This window comes from Bradyrhizobium sp. CB2312, from assembly GCF_029714425.1.
GTDB lineage: Bacteria > Pseudomonadota > Alphaproteobacteria > Rhizobiales > Xanthobacteraceae > Bradyrhizobium.
Map to the genome: position 1 here is coordinate 6,133,803 of NZ_CP121668.1, position 20,128 is coordinate 6,153,930.

A 20,128-nucleotide genomic window follows, 5' to 3' on the forward strand; every position below is an offset into this window, starting at 1 on the left:
GATGGACGCCCAGCAGCGCCCATCGGCTTCTTGCGGCCGCGGGTTCCACTCCTGGATGCCGTCCTGTCTCGAATGGTCTTATCCGATCAACTAGAACCGAAGCCGGCGCGCCCAGAGCGGCTTCAGAAATTCCAGCGCTGTCAGCACCAGCAGTCCCGCACCAAGCGGGACCATCAGATCGTTCAGATGCAACGGTCCGAATCGAAACAGCGCGGTGACCGGAGGCCAGAACAGCGTGGTGGCGAGGATGAGGGCGATCGACAGGAATATCCAGAGCAGTGCGCGATTGGGACGGAAGAATGCCGACAGGAATGATGCGCTGAAAGACCGGTTGACCAGAACCAGTGCGACGACACAGACGACCAGCGCAACGAAGGCGAGCGCCCGCGCCTCGTCCGGGGGCACCCCGGAGCGAAGCGCGACGACGAAGATGACGGCAATCAGCGCAAGGGACGGCGCACCCTGCAGAACGCTCCAGCCGACCAATGGCCACGAGAACAGCTCGGAATCGGCCCGCCGCGGCGGACGCGACATCACATCGCGCTCTTCGCGCTCGGCCTCGAACACGAGTGAGCAGACCGGATCGATGATCAATTCCAGAAACGCGATGTGAACGGGCCCAAGAATCAGGGGAAGCCCTAGCACCAGTGGGAGCAGCGCAAGCCCCGCTATCGGGACGTGAACGGCGAAGATGAAGGCCATCGCCTTGCGCAGATTGTCGTAGATTCTGCGGCCCAGGCGAATGGCCGACACGATCGAGTCGAAATCGTCGTCGAGCAGGACGATCGAAGACGCCTCCCGCGCAACGTCAGTCCCGCGCCCTCCCATCGCGATGCCGATGTGGGCCGCTTTCAGCGAGGGAGCGTCGTTGACGCCGTCACCGGTCATCGCCACGATCTCGCCGTTGCGTTTCATGGCTTCGACGATGCGCAACTTCTGTTCCGGCAGCACCCGTGCGAACACGTTCACATGCCGGACGCGCTCCGCAAGCTCCAGATCGTCCGCCAGCTTGATCTGATCGCCAGTCATGACGTCCCGGACGTCGATCCCTGCCTGGCTCGCGATGGCAACAGCCGTCGCCGGATAGTCGCCCGTGATCATGACGACGCGAATCCCCGCCGCACGGCATTCACGAACCGCCTCGGGCACATGGGGGCGCAGCGGATCGGCAAGCCCGACCAGGCCGACAAAGCGAAACGCGAAAGCCTCCTGGGACGGCGGGAGTGCCGCGTCCTCGCAGATGGCAACCGCCATTCCGAGCACGCGAAGCCCGTCCTTTGCCATTGCGCCGACGGCATCTCTCACCGTCTCTTGACCCGCGTCGCTGAGCCTGCACAGGCGCGCAATCGCCTCAGGCGCGCCTTTGGCGCAGACGAGGAGGTCCGCCCGGACGGACGTCCGCCAGACCTGCGTCATGGCGAGCAGTTCAGGGCGCAGACCATAGGTGCGCACGAGCGCCCTCTCGCGATCCGGCGCCTCGTCGTGCCGCAACGCATCGCGCGCAAACAGGTGCAGCGCCTTCTCCATCGGATCGAACGGGTCCAGCGAACTCGCCAGGGCGCCGCAGCGCGCCAACTCGACAAATTCGGGCCTGACGCGATCTGATCGGGCTGCCGCCGGGCGCATGCGTGCTCCATCGAGCAGTCGTAGTTCTGCGACAGACATCCGATTTTGCGTCAGTGTTCCGGTCTTGTCGGTGCAGAGGACGCTCGCAGAACCGAGGACCTCGATGGCTGCGCCTCGCCGCGTCAGAACGCGGGCTTGCGAAATCCGCCATGCTCCCATCGCCATGAAGACCGTGAGCACGACGCCAAACTCTTCCGGAAGCATCGACATGCCGATGGCGACGCCCGCAAGCAATGCTTGCAGCCAATCCCCCCGCAAGACGCCGTAGAGCGCAATGGCGGCCAGACTGACCGCAAGCCCGCCGAGGAAGCAAAGCCGCACCAGTCTTGCGGTCTGCTGCTGAAGCCGGGGCGGCTCGGCCTGTAAGCCACGCAGCGACAGACCGATCTTCCCGATCTCGCTGCGCGGTCCGGTGGCCTCGACCAACGCCCGTCCCTCGCCGCGCACGACAAGCGAGCCGGAATACGCGAAGGGCTGATCCTCCCCGCCTGGCCGGTGATCGACCACAGCGCCCTTGTCGAAGACCAGCTTGCTGACCGGCACCGACTCGCCCGTCAGCAGGGACTCGTCGATTTGCAAATCGCGCGCGTCGACAAGGACAGCGTCGGCTGGAATCCGGTCGCCTTCACCAAGGACGAGGAGGTCGCCGCGTACGACCTCACGGCCCGGGATTCGCTGAGCCGTGCCGTCCCGCACCACGAGCGCGCGCGGGCTGGTCAGGTCACGCAAGGCGTCGAGCACGCGCTCGGTCCGGGTCTCCTGCACCACCGTGATCACGATGGACATCGCACCGAATGCGAGGAGGATCAGCGCCTCCTTGAGGTCGCCGAGCACGAGGTAGATCAGCCCGCCGCAAAGGAGCAGCAAGAGCATCGGCTCGCGGAGCACTTCCACGACGATGCGCAAGGGGTTGCGTCGTTCGGGCCGAGGCAGCTCGTTGTAGCCGTCCTTTTCCAGCCGCGCCCGGGCCTCGGCCTGGCTCAGCCCGGATGGTCGCGTGCTCGCCGTGCCGCTCACGTCTTCCGCCGCAGGCTCCAAAGCGTTCCGGCGCCCAGAGCGGCGGTCACGAGCAGGATGGCGACGAAGGTCTGGATGATGGTGAAGTTGAGCGCGTCGCGCGCGACGAACAGCGCGGTAATGGCGCCGGCCGCGACAAAGAGAATGCGAAAGATCAGACTCATGGCCACGCCTCCAGGTTGGCATGACCTGGAGCCCGCGCCCTCGATATCGGGGCGCAGCGCGCCGTAGCCGATCATGCGGGGCGTACCTTAACTGGACGCCACGGCCCGGATTTTGCGGCAGATCAAGCCTGCCCTGAAGCGGATACCGCTACTGCTTCGCCATCAGATCGAGCGCCGGAGCAAAGCGCTCGGCAAACGTCAAGGTCTTGGCGTGGTGTACCGCGGCGAACGACGCCGATATTCCTGCCGAGGCAACTGCGAGCAAGGCAACGGCGAAAACCAGACGGCGCATTACGGCCTCCTGTGTGAGCTCGACTACCCCCAACACATGGGGCGGCTCTGTTTCAGGACGGTTTCGTCGCTGCGGAAAATGATGTCGCTCAAGCGGCTGTGATGAGAGCCACCTTATCGGGCCGCGCGCCGTGACCAACTAACGAAGTATCGCGATTGTCTTGCAGCGGACGCGGGCCGCATCGGGAATTTCGCACGCGCGATGACGATCGCGATTAGCAGGACCGCCGCGACAGGCGGCGTTTGCTGGAGTGCGGAGGTATCGAGGAATTACGCAGATGAAAATCGTCATCCGGAAGCTCAATGGCCTGTGGCACCTCTTCGTCGGATCGAGCCAGATCCGAACGCCCTTCCTGGACACCCAGGACCGCGCGCTGGTCGTCACTTACGCCCGTCGCGCCTATCCCGGCGCCAAGATCTTCCAACGCGATTGATATGGGCGCTGACGCCTAATCATCGTCCGCCGGACCGCACCAGCCGGGCAGATAGATTGCATCCTTGCTCTTGGCCGATGACAATGCCTTTTCCAGCGCCTTGTCGAAATTGGCGTCCACCGCCTTGCGCGTCAGCTTCCGGCGCAGAAAGTCGGCCCACAGGAATTCCGAGAACGGCGTGGTGTCCTTGGCAAAGCCGCCCATGCGGCGGAGCTCGCCGGCAAGGCTGCGGAACGGGTCGTCCTTGAGATCGGCGACCGATTTCGGCAGATCGCGGAACGGACGGCGCTCGCCCTTGGCGTCGTAGGGATAGACCCAGCGCTTGTTGTCCATCACGCCCCAGAACGCCTCGCGCTCGACCATCCGGAGGTCGCCGACGACGGTCACCAGCACCTCCTTGATGCCCTCGTCATGCAGCGCGCGGCCGAGATGATGATGGTCGATCACGTAGTAGCGCAGGTCCGGCCCGTAGACGACGGGGATCATGTGCGTGCCGAGCAGATCGGACTGCTTCTTCTTGCCATGCTCGCGCCAGCGCTTGCGCTTCTCCTTGACCTCCCGCATGCCGACCGTCATCTGCGTCGGCCGCAACGACAGGATCGGCACCGGATGCACTCTCGGCTCGCGCGCGTTGGTGGTGGTCATGGTCGAAGATCCCTCGCATCGTTTCGCAACCGGTGGTCCCGGTTCCCGGATTATGACACGGGCCCGTTAGCGGGAAAATGCATTCGGTTCCGGCAGCGGGGTCACAAGCCGATGTATACGCGATAACGCCGTGGCCGTTGCTGCAGCGCAAACCGCACCTTCCTGACTCAGAGATGACAACCGGCTCCGCGCTCGTCCACAGGGTCCCGCCGAAATAGTGCGAACGCATAATGCACGCGTGCATTGAGAAGATTTTCTGCAACGCCTTCACCACGTGTGCTATCTAAAAATCGCTGCTTCGGAGTTGATCCTCACACATGAAGACCCAGCGGCCCATAAGCTCTGATGACGAGCACCGGGTGCTCCAGTTCAGGCCGCGCAATTCGCCCTCCCCGACGGTCCACCGGGGCAGCGGTACCGTGCAGCCGCTGCGCGTTACGCCCGAGCAGCTCGACCTGTCGCGCTACGAGCAGCCCCGCACCGAGCCGGACGATTTCCGCCACCGTATGCTCGCCAACATCGCCGCCCTCGCCTTCACCGTCGCGCTGACCGCGATCGGGATCTGGCTCGCGGTGAGCATCGCCGATCTCAGGCGGACCCAGGATTGCGTGCTGATGGGCCGCCGCGACTGCGTCAAGATCACGACGCCGCATATCTAGGCCCATCCCCCCGCCGGTCCCGGCCCGAAACGGCTCCGGCAAGCATCCCCAGCCCTGTCCGAGGGGCCCGTCCGGCTCCATTGAACTCGGGGCGGCGCTCCGATATACGGGCTTTCGACCCGGCCAGAGGGGGGTTTGAGGGCGTCATCTGGGGCGCGATGCCCGCCCACCGTGCCACTCTGGAAATCTGACAAATATCCGCAATATATCAAAGGCTTAGTGATGTCTTCCACATTCGATCAGGTCGCCACGATCATCGCTGAAACCTGCGACATCCCGCGCGACACGATCACGCCGGATAGCCATGCCATCGACGATCTCGGCATCGACAGCCTCGATTTTCTCGACATCGCGTTTGCGATCGACAAGCAGTTCGGCATCAAGCTGCCGCTGGAAAAGTGGACCCAGGAGGTCAACGACGGCAAGGCGACCACCGAGCAGTATTTCGTGCTGAAGAATCTGTGCGCCCGCATCGACGAACTGGTTGCGGCCAAGGGCGCGAGCGCCTAAGGGCGCAGTCATGCAACTCGAATACTTCCACATGATCGATCGCATCGTCGACCTCAAGGTCGACGAGAAGACGATCGTCGTCGAGGCCCAGGTTCCGAAGGAGAGCACCATCTTCGAGGGGCACTTCCCGGGCTATCCCCTGATGCCTGGCGTGCTCCTGATCGAATCGATGGCGCAGGCCTCGGGCTGGCTTCAACTCGGCGTGTTCAAGTTCGAGCGCATGCCGATCCTGGCCGCCGTCAAGGAGGCCAAGGTCCGCGGCTCGGTGTTCCCAGGCGACCTCATGAGCATCGAGGCCACGCTGGCCCATGAGGGTTCCGGCTACGCCATGACCGAGGCCAAGATCAGGGTTGGCGGCAAGCTGCGCGCGAATTCGACGCTCACTTTTACGCTGATCCCCTTCCCCAATGCGGATATGCGCGGATACATGGCGCAGGTCGCCCAGCGCGTCGGATTTCCGCAACAGGCCGTATCGCCATGACTGAGACTGCTTCGAAGCCCGGCCAGACGGAAGTCTGGATCACCGGCATTGGGCTTGCCACCTCGCTCGGCGAGGGCCTGGACGCCAACTGGGCCGCGCTTGAAGACAAGCGCATCAATGTCGACGAGAAGGGCTTTGCGCCCAACGTCGTGCATCCCTTGATGCCCGTCTCCTTCGACAGCCAGATCCCGAAGAAGGGCGACCAGCGCCAGATGGAAGCCTGGCAGCGCATCGGCACCTACGCTGCCGGCCTGGCGCTCGACTCCGCGGGAATCAAGGGCAACAAGGACATCCTGGCGAAGATCGACATGGTGGTCGCCGCCGGCGGCGGCGAGCGCGATCTCAACGTCGACAGCGGCGTGCTCTCGGCCGAGGCCAAGGGGGCGAACGCGCCCGGTTTCCTCAATGAGCGGCTGATGAGCGACCTCAGGCCGACGCTGTTCCTGGCGCAGCTCTCCAATTTGCTCGCCGGCAACATCGCCATCGTGCACGGCTTGGGCGGCACCTCGCGCACCTTCATGGGCGAAGAGGTCGCGGGCGCAGATGCGGCCCGCATTGCGCTTGCGCGCATCGCCTCGGGCGAGAGCGACATTGCGCTGGTCGGCGGCTCGCATAATGGCGAGCGCAAGGACCTGATGGTCCTCTACGAATTCGGCGACTTCAATTTGAAGGACAAGTTCGCGCCCGTCTGGGCGCGCAAGGACCACGCCGGCTTCGCGCTCGGCTCGGCCGGCGCCTTCCTGGTGCTGGAATCGAAGGCGCATGCACAAGCGCGCGGCGCCAAGCCGTTCGCAAAGCTGACGAGCGTCGTTGCCGACCTCGCCCGGCGCAAGCAGCCGGGCGACATGGCCGCGACCTTGGAGAAGCTTTGGGAAAAGCTGCCGAAGCGCGAGGGCAAGGGCGCGATCATCTCGGGCGCGACCGGCACCGAGCCCGCGACCAGCGAGGAGCGCAGCTTCCTGAAGAACCATGCCGACTTCCCGGTCCGCGCGACCGGCACGATGTTCGGTCACACCATGGAAACGCAGTTCCCGCTCGGCATCGCGCTCGCCGCGCTGTCGATCTCGCGCGGCGCGCTGTTCCCGCCGAACGATTCGACCGGGACCGAGATTGAAATGCAGGGGGCGCCCACCCAGATTGTTGTCGTGGGAGCCGGACACTGGCGCGGCGAAGGCATGGCGCTGGTCGAGGCGGTGAGCTGAAGCGCGTTCGCGCTTTGGCTGGATGACGCTGTAGCTCTATCGGGGGAACGACATGACTGCACCACGCGACAAACTCGGGCGTCCCGTCGTCGTCGTCACCGGCATGGGCATCATGACCTCGCTCGGCGCCGGCAAGGCCGACAATTGGGCCAAGCTCGTGGCCGGCGAATCCGGCATTCGCACCATCACCCGCTTTCCGATCGAGGGCCTGAAGACCACGATGGCCGGTACCGTCGATTTTGTCAGCGTCGATCCGTTCTCCTCCACCGCCCTGTCCGAACGGATGGCCGAGATCGTGACGGAGGAAGCGCTCGAGCAGGCCGGCATCGGCGCCAAGGCCGATTTCCCGGGCCCCCTCTTCCTGGCGGTTGCGCCTGTCGAGGTCGAATGGCCGCAGCGCCGCGAGCTCGGCCGCGCCGTCGGCGCGCTCGACATCAATTATGACGATTTGCTGCGCATCTCCGGCGGCGGCAAGTACACAGCCTATCACCACCGCTTCATGTTCGGCTCGGTCGCAGCCCACCTCGCCGAGACCTTCGGCACCAAGGGCTCGCCGATCTCGCTGTCGACGGCGTGTGCGTCCGGAGCCACCTCGATCCAGCTCGGCGTCGAGGCGATTCGCCGCGGCGAGACCGATGCTGCACTGTGCGTTGCGACCGACGGCACCGTGAATCCGGAAGCGCTGGTGCGCTTCTCGCTGCTCTCGGCGCTGTCGACCCAGAACGATCCGCCGCAGGCGGCCTCCCGTCCCTTCTCCAAGAACCGCGACGGCTTCGTCATGGCCGAAGGCGCCGGCGCGCTCGTGCTGGAAAGCTATGAGGCGGCAACTGCGCGCGGCGCGAAGATCCTCGGCGTGATCGCCGGCTGCGGCGAGCTCACCGATTCCTTCCATCGCACCCGCTCCTCGCCCGACGGCAAGCCGATCATCGGCTGCATGAACAAGACGCTGGCCGATGCCGGCATGACGCCGGACCAGATCGACCACATCAACGCGCACGGCACCGCGACGCCCGAGAACGACAAGATGGAGTTCAACACGACATCGGCCGTGTTCGGCGATCTCGCGCAGAAGATCCCGGTCACCTCCAACAAGTCGATGGTCGGCCACACCATCTCGGCCGCAGGCGCAGTGGAGGCGATCTTCTCGCTGCTCACGCTCGAGCATCAGCGCATCCCGCCGACGATCAACTACGACAATCCGGATCCCACGATCCTGTTCGACGTCGTCGGCAACAAGGCGCGCGATGCCCGCGTCACCGCGGTGATGTCGAACTCGTTCGGCTTCGGCGGCCAGAACGCCTCGCTGATCCTCACGCGCGAACCGGCCTGAACCGGACGCATGGCGCTGATTTCTCTCGGCACGAAGATCCGCGCACGCAATGCTGCCAAATCGATCAGCGGAAGCCTGATCGGCGCTGCCACCGTCGGCATGCTGCGCACCACGCGCTATTTCGATCCGGTCAAGACCTCGGACTTTTTCGCGCGGATGACGAAGCTGATCGGGCCGCGCCTGCGCGAGCATCGCATCGGCCGCGCCAACCTCACCGCGGCGTTTCCCGAGAAATCGCCGGAGGAGATCGAGCAGATCCTGATGGGCGTGTGGGACAATCTCGGCCGCGTCGGCGCCGAATTCGCCCATATGGACCACGTCTGGGACTACGACCGCGACCATCCGGAGAAAAGCCGGATCGAAATCCCGGCGCGCAGCATCGAGCTGTTCAACCAGATCCGCGACGACGGCAAGCCAGCGCTGATCTTCGCCGCGCATCTGGCCAATTGGGAATTGCCGGCGCTCGCCGGCGTCGCGCACGGGCTGGACGCCGCGATCCTCTATCGCCGCCCGAACATCGCCTCCGCCGACCGCATCATCCAGGAGATGCGCCAGGTCAACATGGGCACGCTGATCCCGGCGGGCCGCGACGCCCCGTTCCGGCTCGGTCAGGCGCTGAAAGAGGGCAAGCATGTCGCGATGCTGATCGACCAGTATCTGACCGGCGGCGTCGAGGTCACCTTCTTCGGCCGCAAGACCCGCGCCAACCCGACGCTGGCCCGCCTGCTCCGCCAGGTCGAATGCCCCATCCACGGCGTCCGCATCATCCGCCTGCCCGACGGCCGCTTCACCGGCGAGCTGACCGAGGAAATCCCGCCGGTGCGCGATGCCGACGGCAAGATCGACATCCAGGGCACGATGCAGGCAGTCACCAGCGTGGTGGAGAGTTGGGTGCGCGAGCATCCCGAACAGTGGCTGTGGCTGCACAGAAGGTGGCGGTAGCCAGCACTGCTTTCTCCGTCATGGCCGGGCTTGTCCCGGCCATCCACGCGCTTCCAGAGGCGAGATCAAGGACGTGGATGCCCGGGACAAGCCCGGGCATGACGACTGAGCACGCCGCCTGCGCCGCCCCTCACTGCTCCGGCAATCCTGCATCCACCTCGGCCTGCACGACACGCTCCCAGGCCGCGATACAAACCGGACTTGCGTTCTTCATCGGCGGCCAGACGCTTTGCCGCGTCGTGCCGGGCCGCAAGCGCAATCCCTCCGCAATCGCGGCCTTCGCCTCCTCGGCCCGGCCCGTTCTCTGATAGGCAGCAGCGAGCAGGAAATGCGAGCGGCCGGTTCCCGGCGTGATGGCGATCGAGCGCTGCAGCCACGGCAGCGCCTCCTCGTAGCGGCCCATCAAGGCATGCGCCGTGCCTGCGCCGAGCAACCAGGTCCAGCGCGAGGCCGGTGGCGTGTCGTAACGATCGGCTTGCTGGAATGTCGCGAGCGCATCGTCGAAGCGGCCGAGATAGATCTGGCCCAACCCGATCAGATAGAGCGCAGACCCGTTCCACGGATCGAAGCTCAAGGCCTTGGCGCAGGTGACGAGGCTTTCGACGAAATGGTTGGTCGCGCTGAGGAAGCGGCAATAGGCCTCGAGCACCGGAATCGAATTCGGCTTCGACCGCAGCGCCTGCTCGAGCGTCGCATTGGCCCTCGCCTCGACCGCAGCAGCCTCCTCCGGGCCGAACCAGACCATCTGGATGCCGCGCATCTGCAGCGAGGCGAGCGCGACCGCGATGTCGAGATTGTCAGGATCGTCAGCGAGCGCCTTTTGCAGCATGGCCTGCGCCGCGCCAAAACGCTCGCGCGTGGTCTGGTTGATCGAGGCGAGCGCCTGCTCGACGGCCTCTTGTCGCCGCCGACCGAGGATTTGCGGCTCGCAGATGACGATACGCGCGGCTCCAGAATCTCGTTGAGACGGCGCGCGAGCACATGACCGACGCCGGCGACCAGCCGTGACTGCGCGAGTTGCGCGTCCGCATCGTCCGCGGCGACCGAAGCTGCAACGACCGACTGAACCTCGCCAGTGGCGGCCTTGATGATACGCGCGCGCAGCGTCCAGGATCGATCGCCATGCTGCAACTCACCATGCAGCTCGTAATCGGATGATCCGGCGGAGGAAGCTTTGCTCTCGCCGCCGGCGACCGTCAATCGTGGCGCAACCACGCTGATGTTCTGGATCTTGGCAAAACCATCCGTGAGGCGGGCGGTGACGTCTGCCGCCATCGCCGCGCCACGCGGGTCGTTGCTGTCATCAGCGATCGGCATCACGGCGAGCCGCGGCGGCGCTCGCCTGAACAGAAGGTCCGGCTTCAGCACGGGCGCGGCAACCGCAAGCCCCATGACGATCACGCAGAGCCCGGCCACGGCGGCGACCGTGGCCTGCCGGCTCAAGCCGAACATCGCGCGCCGCGGCCTCACGGGCGGCACAGCAACCTCGGCCGGCGGCAGGGGCGCGACCTCGTCGCCGGGGTCCGGCCGGGTCTCCTCGGCCTGCACCGGGCCGGATTCGGGCGCAGCCTCAACCTCCGCCGCCAGCAGATAGCCGCCGCCGGAGGCGAGCTTGATCAGCTGCCGCCGGTCGTCGCCGAGCGCGTTCCGAAGCTCTCGGATGCATTGAAACAGGCTGTCCTCGCCGACATGGACGTTCGGCCAGACCGCCTCCATCAGCTCCTGCTTGCTCAGCACGCGGCCGCCGCTGGTGGCAAAGAGCCGGAGCATCTCGAACGTCTTGGGCCGGAGCTTGATCGGAGCGCCATCGGCCCCGCGCAGCTCCGCGCGCTGCAGGTCCAGCTCGAAGCCGGCGAAACGAAGCAAGCTATCCCCCAAAACGTCTCTCAAGGTGGCCCATATAGCGGAAGTCTGCCGAAAATGCCCGGAAATCGGGTCTGAAACTGAAATATCAGAAACTTTCAGAAACTAGCCAACCCCTTATCAGGACACCACTCCCGCCCGGTGCGAAGAATCCTGTCGAGGACTCGGGACCCGCGTGTTGGGGGAAGTGGTGAGGACGGGGAAACATTATTTCAAAGCGACCCGCCACCTGCGGGCCGCCCTGCTGACGTCGTCGGCGCTGGCCCTGGCCTGGACGCTGCCGGCCGGGCCGGCGCGCGCCGCGTCGAATGGCACCTGGCTCGCCTCGCCCGGCAGCAACGACTATGGCACCGGATCCAATTGGGACGGCCGCTTCGTGCCTGTCAGCGAGGCCTCCTTCGGCACCTCTGCGACCACCAGCCTGACGATTTCAAGCGCCAGCGTCGGCGACTGGACGTTCAACGCCGGCGCCTCGAACTACACGTTTGACGTCAGCGGTCCGTTGAATTTCACCGGCACCGGCATCACGGTCAACGGCGGCAGCGTTACGATCAACTACGCCAACAGCGGGGCCCTCAACACGTTCAGTGGTTCAAGCACCGCCGGCAGCGCCACCATCAACAACAGTGGAAGCCTATCGTTCACACAGAGCAGCACCGCCGGCAGCGCCACCGTCACCAACAACGGCACTCTGGAATTCCACGACACCAGCACGGCGGGCAGCGCCGCCATCACCAACAACGGCGGCCGCGCGCTGAATTTCTACCTGACCAGCACGGCTGGCAATGCCAGCATCACCAACAACGGCAGCGTGACTTTCTTCGAGGCCAGCACGGCTGGCAATGCCGCCATCACCAACAATAGCAACGGCACCCTGCAATTCTACGGCAGCAGCACGGCGGGCAGCGCCACCATCACCAACAACCACGTCGTGGATTTCCTTGGCACCAGCACGGCGGGCAACGCCACCATCACCAACAACAGCAACGGCACCCTGACTTTCTACAACTCCAGCACGGCGGGCAATGCCGCCCTCATCAACAATGCCGGAGGAGTGGTAAACTTCACCTATACTGCCGGGTTGAACAACGACAGCAAGGTGAGCGCCGGCTCGATCGCGGGCGCCGGCTCCTACAACCTCGGCAGCAACGAACTGACGGTCGGCAGCAACAATTCCTCGACCGAGGTCAGCGGCGTCATCTCCGGCAGCGGCTCGCTGGTCAAGACCGGCATGGGCATCTTGTACCTGACCGGCGCCAACACCTATACCGGCGGCACCACCGTCAATGGCCTCGGTAGCGAACTATGGCTTGGCAATAACACCGGTGGGGTTGGCTCCATTCTGGGGGCGGTCACCGTCGGTGGTGGAGGCACGTTCAGGATCCTCAACGCCGACACAAGCGGCATCACGACGATCACGAACAATGCCACCACGGCTTTCTACAAGACCAGCACGGCGGGCAGCGCCACCATCACCAACAACGGCGAGCTGCTTTTCCTTGGCACCAGCACGGCGGGCAGCGCCACCATCACCAACACCAACACCATGGAGTTCGTTGACACCAGCACGGCGGGCCACGCCGCCATCACCAACAACGGCACGCTGTATTTCTACGCCTCCAGCACGGCAGGCAGCGCGAGCATCACCAACAACAGCGGCCTGCAATTCTTAAACACCAGTACTGCCGGCAGCGCAAACATCACCAACACCAGTGGCGGCTCCACGACGTTCTACGGCACCAGCACCGCCGGCAACGCGACGATCAACAACGATGGCACAATCAATTTCAGCCAAACAAGCACGGCGGGAAGCGCCGGCATCACCAACAACGGCACCTTGAACTTCAATGCTTCGAGCACGGCCGCAAGCGCAACCATCACCAACAACTTTTCGATGGCGTTCGTCGGCGTCAGCACGGCTGGCAGCGCGACCATCACCAACACCTATAATCTACTCTTCATGGGCTGGAGCACGGCCGGCAACGCGGTCATCACCAACAATGGCGGCGGTCCCTTCCACAATTCCATCGGAACGACCTATTTCCGGAACAACGCGACCGCGGGGAATGCGCAGCTGATCAACAACGACCCGGGCGCCGGCTTCGATTTTTCCGGCAGCACCGGCCCGAACGGCGACAACAAGCTCAGCGCCGGCTCGATCGCCGGCAACGGCACCTTCTCACTCGGCGCCAACGAGCTGACGGTCGGCGGCAACAATCTGTCGACCACCGTCAGCGGCGTGATCGCCGATGGCGGCTACTTCGGCGGCACCGGCGGTTCGCTGGTGAAGACGGGCACCGGCACGCTGACGCTTTCGGGCACCAACACCTATATCGGCGGCACCACCTTCGCCGGCGGAACGGTCAGCGTCTCCTCGGACGCCAATCTCGGCGACCTCGCGGGCAGCCTGACCTTCAACGGCGGCACCTTGCAGATAGCAGGCACCGCTTTCAACGCCACCACGCGCAGCATCTCCTTCGGTGCCGGCGGCGGCACGCTGGAGATTGCAGCGGCAGCCAACAATTTCGTCATCAGCCAGAATCTCAGTGGCGGCGCGCTGACCAAGTCCGGCGCCGGCACGCTGACCTTGACCGGCGCGGACAATTTGTCCGCCCTGACGATTTCTGCCGGCACGCTGGTGTTCAGCGGCAATGCCACGGCCGGCGGCACTCAAATCACCAACAACGCGCAGCTGACCTTCGATACCAACGCCACGGCCGGGAGCGCCACCATCACCAACAACGGCAACGTACTGTTCGACGGCAACGCCACGGCCGGCAGCGCACAGCTCATCAACGGCACGCCCAGCGCCGTCTTCGACTTCTCGATGAGCACCGGCCCGAACAGCGACAACAAGCTCAGCGCCGGCTCGCTCGCCGGTGGCGGCACCTTCGACCTCGGCGGCAAGGAGCTGACGGTCGGCAGCAACAACCTGTCGACCAACGTCACCGGCGTGCTTGCCGATGGCGGATCCGGCGGCGGCACCGGCGCCTCGCTGGTGAAGGTCGGCACCGGCAGGCTGACCCTGTCGGGCGTCAACACCTACACCGGCGCGACCCAGATCGACGGCGGCACGCTGGCGGTGAACGGCTCGATCGCGTCCTCCAGCAGCGTCACCGTGAACAGCGGCGGCACGCTCGGTGGCACCGGCACCGTCGGCAACACGACGATCGCGAGCGGCGGCACGCTGGCGCCGGGCAATTCCGTCGGCACCCTCACCGTCAGCGGCAACCTGACCTTCAACGCCGGCAGCTTCTACACCGTCGAGGTCTCGCCGAGCGCCGCCGACCGCACCAATGTCACCGGCATTGCGACGCTCACCGGCGCCACCGTGCAGGCGGTCGCCCTGCCCGGCAGCTTTCGGCAGCAGACCTACACCATCCTGAACGCCAGCGGCGGCTTCGGTGGAACACATTTCGCCAGCCTCACCGGCAGCAGCTTCGCGCCCGGCGCCCGCAATCCGCATCTCACCTACGACCTCAACAACGTCTACCTCGTGCTCGATCCCGGCGCGATCGTGCTGCCGGCGGGCACCGGCGCCAACCAGAGCAACGTGGCCGGCGCCATCAACGGAGCCGTCGCGAGCGGCGGGACGCCGCCGGCCGGCTTCGATGCGCTGCTCAACATGGGCCAGCCGCAGCTCAACCACGGGCTCAGCCAGGTCTCCGGCCAGCCCGGCGCCGCCGGCACGCAGGCCGCGTTCAATGCCACGCAGCAGTTCGTGGACATGCTTGATCCGTTCGGCGGCGGCTCGGACGGCGAGCGCGGCGGCACGGCCAGCGACGGCGGGACGCTGGGCTATGCTTCCACCGCACCAAACGACGCAAAAGTGCGCGAAGCTTACGCAGCAGTCACGCCGCGCGACGCGAGCGGCGATGTCGTCGACCGCCGCTGGGGCGTCTGGGCCTCCGGCTATGGCGGTGCCAGCACGTTGAACGGCAACGCCGCGGCAGGTTCGACCACCACCACCAGCCACATCTACGGCACCGTCGTGGGCGCCGATTATCGCGCCGCGCCGAACACGCTGCTCGGCTTCGCGCTCGGCGGCGCCGGCTACAATTTTGCGCTGTCGGACAGTCTCGGCGGCGGCCGCGCCGATCTGTTCCAGGCCGGCTTCTACGGCCGCCACACATTCGGGCCGGCGTATATCTCAGCAGCCCTCGCCTATGGCTGGCAGGACGTCACCACGGATCGCACTGTGACGGTCTCAGGCACCGACAAGCTCACTGCCAACTTCAAGGCCAGCACCTTCTCGGGCCGCTTTGAGGCCGGCTGGCGCTTCGCACCGATCCCCGCCTCCAGCTTCGGCGTCACGCCCTATGCAGCCGTTCAGGCGACCACCTTCCACCTCCCCGGCTACGGCGAAACCGCGATCGTCGGCAGCAACCAGTTCGCGCTGTCCTACACCGCGCAGGACACCACGAATATCCGCACCGAGTTCGGCGCGCGCACCGACCAGCGCTTCCTCGTCAGCGACGGCGTGCTCACGCTGCGCGGCCGACTCGCCTGGGCGCACGATTCCAACACCAACCGCCTCGTGAACGCCGCCTTCCAGACGCTCCCCGGCGCGGCGTTCACGGTCAACGGCGCGCAACCGGCGGCCGACTCCGCACTCGTTGGAGGCCGCGCCGAGATGAAGTGGAGGAATGGCTTCTCGCTCGCTGGAACAGTCGAGGGCGAGTTCTCGCAGAGCACGCAGACTTATACGGGCAAGGGCACGGTGCGTTATGAGTGGTAAGCGGAAAGATCGTCTCGCAGCGACCCGCCACCTGCGGGCCGCGCTGCTGACGTCGTCGGCGCTGGCCCTGGCCTGGGCGCTGCCGGTCGGGCCGGCGCGCGCCGCGTCGGATGGCACCTGGCTCGCCTCCCCCGGCAGCAACGACTATGGCACCGGCTCCAACTGGGACGGCGTTTTCGTGCCGGTCGGCACGGCCTCCTTCGGCACCTCTGATACCACCAGCCTGGTGATCTCCAGCGCCAGCGTCGGCGGCTGGACCTTCAATGCCGGCGCCTCGAGCTACACGTTTGACGTCGGCACGCTGAACTTCACGGGTGCCGGCATCACGGTCAACGGCGGTAGTGTCACGATCAACTACAACTTCGCCATGTCGTCATCGTTCACCGGTTCAAGCACCGCCGGCGACGCTACCCTCAACATCAACTACCTCGCCGACCTTGTGTTCTCCGGCAACAGCACGGCCGGCAATGCCGCCATCAACAACAACGGTCAAATCGAGTTTGCCACGACCGGTCCCGTCACGGCCGGCTCGATCTCGGGCAGCGGGTACTTCGACCTCGCCGGCAACCAACTGACGGTCGGCTCCAACAATCTGTCGACCGCCGTGACCGGCGATATTCTAAACGGCTCGCTGGTCAAGATCGGCAGCGGCACGCTGACCTTGTTGGGCGCCAAGACCTATGCCGGCGGCACCACGATCAACGGCGGCACGTTACAGCTCGGCAGTGCCGCCGGCGGCGGCGCCATTCTGGGGCCCGTCACCGTTGGCGTCAGCGGCACGTTCAGCGTCTTCAACGGCGACACCAGCGGCATCACCAGCATCACCAACAGCGGAACCACGATCTTCCACAACGGAAGCGGCGCCAGCTCCGCCAATATCTCAAACAGCGGCGGCCTCTCGTTCTACGACGACAGCACGGCCGGGAGCGCAACCATCACCAACACGGCCGCCGGCACCGTCAACTTCTACGACCGCAGCACGGGCGGAAGCGCAACAATCGCCAACATCGGCACCTTGACCTTCAACGGCTCAAGTACCGCCGGCAACGCGGCTATCACCAACAGCGGCTCCTTTGCCATGACGATTTTCGGCGAAAGCAGCACTGCTGGCAGCGCGACCATCACCAACAATATGTTGCTGAGTTTCGTCGACAACAGCACGGCTGGCAGCGCCACCCTCGTCAATAACTACAATATGTATTTCGGCGGCTCGAGCACGGCCGGAAGCGCCAGCATCACCAACACCGGCACCATCACCTTCAACCAATCGAGCACGGCCGGCAGTTCGACGATCACCAACCACGCCATCATCCATTTCTTGGACAACAGCACGGCGGGCACCGCCACGATCGTCAGCGACGGCACTCTGTCGTTCAATGCGAACTCCACGGCTGGCAACGCCACGATCGCCAATAACCACCTCCTCATTTTCGACGACAATAGCACCGCTGGCAGCGCCAACATCAGCAACCGCGACCGTGTGGAATTCCACGGCAGCAGCTCGGCCGGCAACGCGGCCCTCACCAACGGTCAGTACTTGCGATTCTTTGATGGGAGCACGGCTGGTGCCGCGACCATCACCACTGTCGGCAGCGGCACTCTGGAATTCCGCGACACCAGCACGGCCGGTAACGCCACAATCGTCAGCACCGGCAGCGCCACGCTGACTTTCTTCAACACCAGCAGCGCCGGCAGCGCAACCATCACGAACGAATATTTCGGGCTCTTCAGGGACAACAGCACGGCGGGCAGCGCCACGATCTCCAACGTCGGCTCTGGCACCATGAATTTCCTCGACGCCAGCAGCGCCGGCGGCGCAACCATCACGAACGCGAATGCTCTGTACTTCCGGGACAGCAGCACGGCGGCGAGCGCTAATATCACCAACAATGGCGGCATCGCATTCTACGGCTCCGCCACTGGCGGCAACGCAACCATCACCAACAACGGCAGCATAACGTTCTTCGCCAACAGCACAGCCGGCAACGCGGTCATCATCAGTAATGCCAGCAGCTTGGTCGATTTCAGTCCCGCCGCGGGCCCCAACGGCGACAACAAAATCAGCGCCGGTTCCATCGCGGGCGCTGGCCTCTACCTGCTCGGTGCCAATGAGCTAACCGTCGGCTCGAACAATCTCTCGACCGAGGTGAGCGGCGATATCAACGGCGCCGGCGGCTCGCTGGTGAAGATCGGCTCCGGCACGCTGACCCTGTCGGGGACCAATGCGTATACCGGCGGCACCACAATCAATGCGGGCACGCTGAAGATCGCGGGCGCCGGCACGCTGGGCGCCAGCAGTGCCGGCACAACTGTTGCGGGTGGCACGCTCGATCTTGGCGGCACGGCCCAGACCCAGGACGGCGGCGTGACGGTGACGGGCGGTCGCATAACCAACGGCACGCTGTCATCGTCCGGCTTGTTCGACGTACGAGCCGGCATTATCGACGCCAATCTCGCGGGCAACGGCGCGCTGACCAAGGGCGGCAGCGGCACGTTGACGCTGTCGGGCGCAAATACCTACACCGGTGCGACGATCGTGAACGACGGCACGCTGGCGGTGAACGGCTCGATCGCGTCCTCCAGCAGCGTCACCGTGAACAGCGGCGGCACGCTCAGTGGCACAGGCATCGTCGGCAATACGACGATCGCGAGCGGCGGCACGCTGTCGCCGGGCAATTCCATCGGCACCCTCACCGTCAGCGGCAGCCTCGCCTTCGGTGCAGGCAGCTTCTACCGGGTCGAGGTCTCCACGACCGCCGCGGACCGGACCAACGTCTCGGGCACGGCGACGCTCACCGGCGCCACCGTGCAGGCGGTGGCGCTGCCCGGCAGCTTCCGCAGCCAGACCTACACCATCCTCAATGCGACCGGCGGCTTCGGCGGAACGAAGTTCGCCGGACTGAGCGTGAGCGGCAGCTTCAGCCCCACCCGCAACCCGCACCTCACCGACGATCCGAACAACGTCTACCTCGTGCTCGATCCCAGCGCGATCGTGCTACCGGCCGGCACCGGCGCCAACCAGAGCAACGTTGCCGGCGCCATCAACGGAGCCGTCGCGAGCGGCGGGACGCCGCCGGCCGGCTTCGATGCGCTGCTCAACATGGGCCAGCCGCAGCTCAACCACGGGCTCAGCCAAGTCTCCGGCCAGCCCGGCGCCGCCGGCACGCAAGCCGCGTTCAATGCCACGCAGCAGTTCGTGGGCATGCTCGATCCACTCGGTGGTGGCGGCACAGATGGCGAGCGTGGCGCGACCGCCGGCGATGGCGGAGCAATGGGCTACGCGTCCACCGGCAATGCCGACGCCAGGGTGCGCGAGGCCTACGCCGCGGTGACACCCCGCGACGCCAGCGGCGACGTCGTCGACCGGCGCTGGGGCGTGTGGGCCTCTGCTTACGGCGGCGCCAGCACGTTGAATGGCAACACTGCGGCCGGCTCGAGCACCACCACCAGCCACATCTACGGCACCGTGGTCGGCGCCGATTATCGCGTCTCGCCGAACACGCTGCTCGGCTTCGCGCTCGGCGGCGCCGGCTACAACTTTGCGCTGTCCGACAGTCTCGGCAGCGGCCGCGCCGATCTGTTCCAGGCCGGCTTCTATGCCCGCCACAATTTTGGACCGGCGTACCTCTCCGCCGCCCTCGCCTATGGCTGGCAGGACGTCACCACCGACCGCACCGTGACGGTGTCGGGCACCGACAAGCTCACCGCCAACTTCAAGGCCAGCACCTTCGCCGGCCGCCTCGAAGCCGGCTGGCGCTTCGCACCGATCCCCGCCTCCAGCTTCGGCGTCACGCCCTATGCAGCCGTGCAGGCGACCACCTTCCACGTCCCCGGCTACGGCGAAACCGCGATCGTCGGCAGCAACCAGTTCGCGCTGTCCTACACCGCGCAGGACACCACCAATGTCCGCACCGAGCTCGGCGCCCGCACTGACCAGCGATTCCTCGTCAATGACGGCGTGCTCACGCTGCGCGGCCGGCTCGCCTGGGCGCACGACACCAACACCAGCCGCCTCGTGAACGCCGCCTTCCAGACGCTCCCCGGCGCAGCGTTCACAGTCAACGGCGCGCAACCGGCAGCAGACTCCGCGCTGGTCGGCGGCCGCGCCGAGATGAAATGGCGGAACGGCCTGTCGCTCGCAGGCACCGTCGAGGGTGAGTTCTCCCAGAGCACGCAGACCTACACGGGCAAGGGCACGGTGCGTTATGAATGGTAGGCGGGCATTT

Annotated in this window: 15 protein-coding genes and 1 pseudogene; 10 read left to right on the forward strand and 6 right to left on the reverse strand. The window is 65.6% G+C overall.

The window, feature by feature from the left end:
* Nucleotides 1-90: 90 nt before the first annotated feature.
* The 3 genes from QA642_RS30160 to QA642_RS30170 all read right to left on the reverse strand — a co-directional run bounded on the left by QA642_RS30160 (nucleotide 91) and on the right by QA642_RS30170 (nucleotide 3,099).
* A complete protein-coding gene (locus tag QA642_RS30160) occupies nucleotides 91-2,643 on the reverse strand; it encodes a cation-translocating P-type ATPase (RefSeq protein WP_283080095.1) in 2,553 nt (850 codons plus the stop codon).
* Nucleotides 2,640-2,882, reverse strand: coding sequence for a hypothetical protein (locus QA642_RS30165; protein WP_283080096.1), 243 nt, complete (start codon nucleotides 2,880-2,882; stop codon nucleotides 2,640-2,642). Before QA642_RS30165 ends, QA642_RS30160 begins: the two co-directional genes overlap by 4 nt.
* Before the next feature lie 73 nt (nucleotides 2,883-2,955).
* Nucleotides 2,956-3,099: a hypothetical protein gene (locus QA642_RS30170; RefSeq protein WP_283080097.1), complete on the reverse strand. Its 144-nt coding sequence runs from the start codon at nucleotides 3,097-3,099 to the stop codon at nucleotides 2,956-2,958.
* Nucleotides 3,100-3,376: 277 nt separating this feature from the next.
* Here QA642_RS30170 and QA642_RS30175 point away from each other — a divergent pair, with 277 nt between their 5' ends.
* Complete coding sequence (locus QA642_RS30175; RefSeq protein ID WP_283080098.1) at nucleotides 3,377-3,532, forward strand: hypothetical protein; 156 nt, start codon at nucleotides 3,377-3,379, stop codon at nucleotides 3,530-3,532.
* Between the two features lie 15 nt (nucleotides 3,533-3,547).
* Here QA642_RS30175 and QA642_RS30180 read toward each other — a convergent pair whose 3' ends face one another.
* The gene (locus tag QA642_RS30180) at nucleotides 3,548-4,177 is read right to left on the reverse strand and encodes a ParB-like protein (protein ID WP_283080099.1); all 630 of its coding nucleotides are present in this window, start codon (nucleotides 4,175-4,177) and stop codon (nucleotides 3,548-3,550) included.
* A 317-nt stretch (nucleotides 4,178-4,494) separates the two neighbouring features.
* On the opposite strand from QA642_RS30180, the gene QA642_RS30185 reads away from it, so the two are divergent.
* The 6 genes from QA642_RS30185 to QA642_RS30210 all read left to right on the forward strand — a co-directional run bounded on the left by QA642_RS30185 (nucleotide 4,495) and on the right by QA642_RS30210 (nucleotide 9,301).
* Nucleotides 4,495-4,836 (forward strand): hypothetical protein, encoded by a 342-nt coding sequence (locus QA642_RS30185; protein ID WP_283080100.1) that lies wholly within the window; start codon nucleotides 4,495-4,497, stop codon nucleotides 4,834-4,836.
* A gap of 222 nt (nucleotides 4,837-5,058) precedes the next feature.
* The gene (locus QA642_RS30190) at nucleotides 5,059-5,346 is read left to right on the forward strand and encodes an acyl carrier protein (protein ID WP_007592476.1); all 288 of its coding nucleotides are present in this window, start codon (nucleotides 5,059-5,061) and stop codon (nucleotides 5,344-5,346) included.
* A gap of 10 nt (nucleotides 5,347-5,356) precedes the next feature.
* A complete protein-coding gene (locus QA642_RS30195; RefSeq protein ID WP_283080101.1) occupies nucleotides 5,357-5,827 on the forward strand; it encodes a 3-hydroxyacyl-ACP dehydratase FabZ family protein in 471 nt (156 codons plus the stop codon).
* Nucleotides 5,824-7,029: a beta-ketoacyl-ACP synthase gene (locus tag QA642_RS30200; RefSeq protein WP_283080102.1), complete on the forward strand. Its 1,206-nt coding sequence runs from the start codon at nucleotides 5,824-5,826 to the stop codon at nucleotides 7,027-7,029. Before QA642_RS30195 ends, QA642_RS30200 begins: the two co-directional genes overlap by 4 nt.
* Before the next feature lie 52 nt (nucleotides 7,030-7,081).
* Complete coding sequence (locus QA642_RS30205; RefSeq protein WP_283080103.1) at nucleotides 7,082-8,359, forward strand: beta-ketoacyl-ACP synthase; 1,278 nt, start codon at nucleotides 7,082-7,084, stop codon at nucleotides 8,357-8,359.
* Nucleotides 8,360-8,368: 9 nt separating this feature from the next.
* Complete coding sequence (locus QA642_RS30210; protein WP_283080104.1) at nucleotides 8,369-9,301, forward strand: lipid A biosynthesis lauroyl acyltransferase; 933 nt, start codon at nucleotides 8,369-8,371, stop codon at nucleotides 9,299-9,301.
* Nucleotides 9,302-9,431: 130 nt separating this feature from the next.
* Here the strand turns inward: QA642_RS30210 and QA642_RS30215 are convergent, their stop codons facing one another.
* Nucleotides 9,432-10,130 carry a tetratricopeptide repeat protein gene (locus QA642_RS30215; RefSeq protein WP_283080105.1) on the reverse strand — a complete coding sequence of 233 codons (699 nt, stop codon included), beginning with the start codon at nucleotides 10,128-10,130 and terminating at the stop codon, nucleotides 9,432-9,434.
* A 345-nt stretch (nucleotides 10,131-10,475) separates the two neighbouring features.
* On the opposite strand from QA642_RS30215, the gene QA642_RS30220 reads away from it, so the two are divergent.
* Nucleotides 10,476-10,895, forward strand: coding sequence for a hypothetical protein (locus QA642_RS30220; RefSeq protein ID WP_283087153.1), 420 nt, complete (start codon nucleotides 10,476-10,478; stop codon nucleotides 10,893-10,895).
* Nucleotides 10,896-10,945: 50 nt separating this feature from the next.
* Here the strand turns inward: QA642_RS30220 and QA642_RS30225 are convergent.
* Nucleotides 10,946-11,071 (reverse strand): annotated as a pseudogene (locus tag QA642_RS30225) (winged helix-turn-helix domain-containing protein); the annotation flags it as partial.
* 283 nt (nucleotides 11,072-11,354) lie between these two features.
* On the opposite strand from QA642_RS30225, the gene QA642_RS30230 reads away from it, so the two are divergent.
* Both QA642_RS30230 and QA642_RS30235 read left to right on the forward strand, forming a co-directional pair.
* Nucleotides 11,355-15,902: an autotransporter domain-containing protein gene (locus QA642_RS30230; RefSeq protein ID WP_283080106.1), complete on the forward strand. Its 4,548-nt coding sequence runs from the start codon at nucleotides 11,355-11,357 to the stop codon at nucleotides 15,900-15,902.
* Nucleotides 15,892-20,118, forward strand: a complete 4,227-nt coding sequence (locus QA642_RS30235; protein ID WP_283080107.1) for an autotransporter domain-containing protein — start codon at nucleotides 15,892-15,894, stop codon at nucleotides 20,116-20,118. The genes QA642_RS30230 and QA642_RS30235 overlap by 11 nt, the downstream gene beginning before the upstream one ends.
* Nucleotides 20,119-20,128 lie beyond the last annotated feature (10 nt).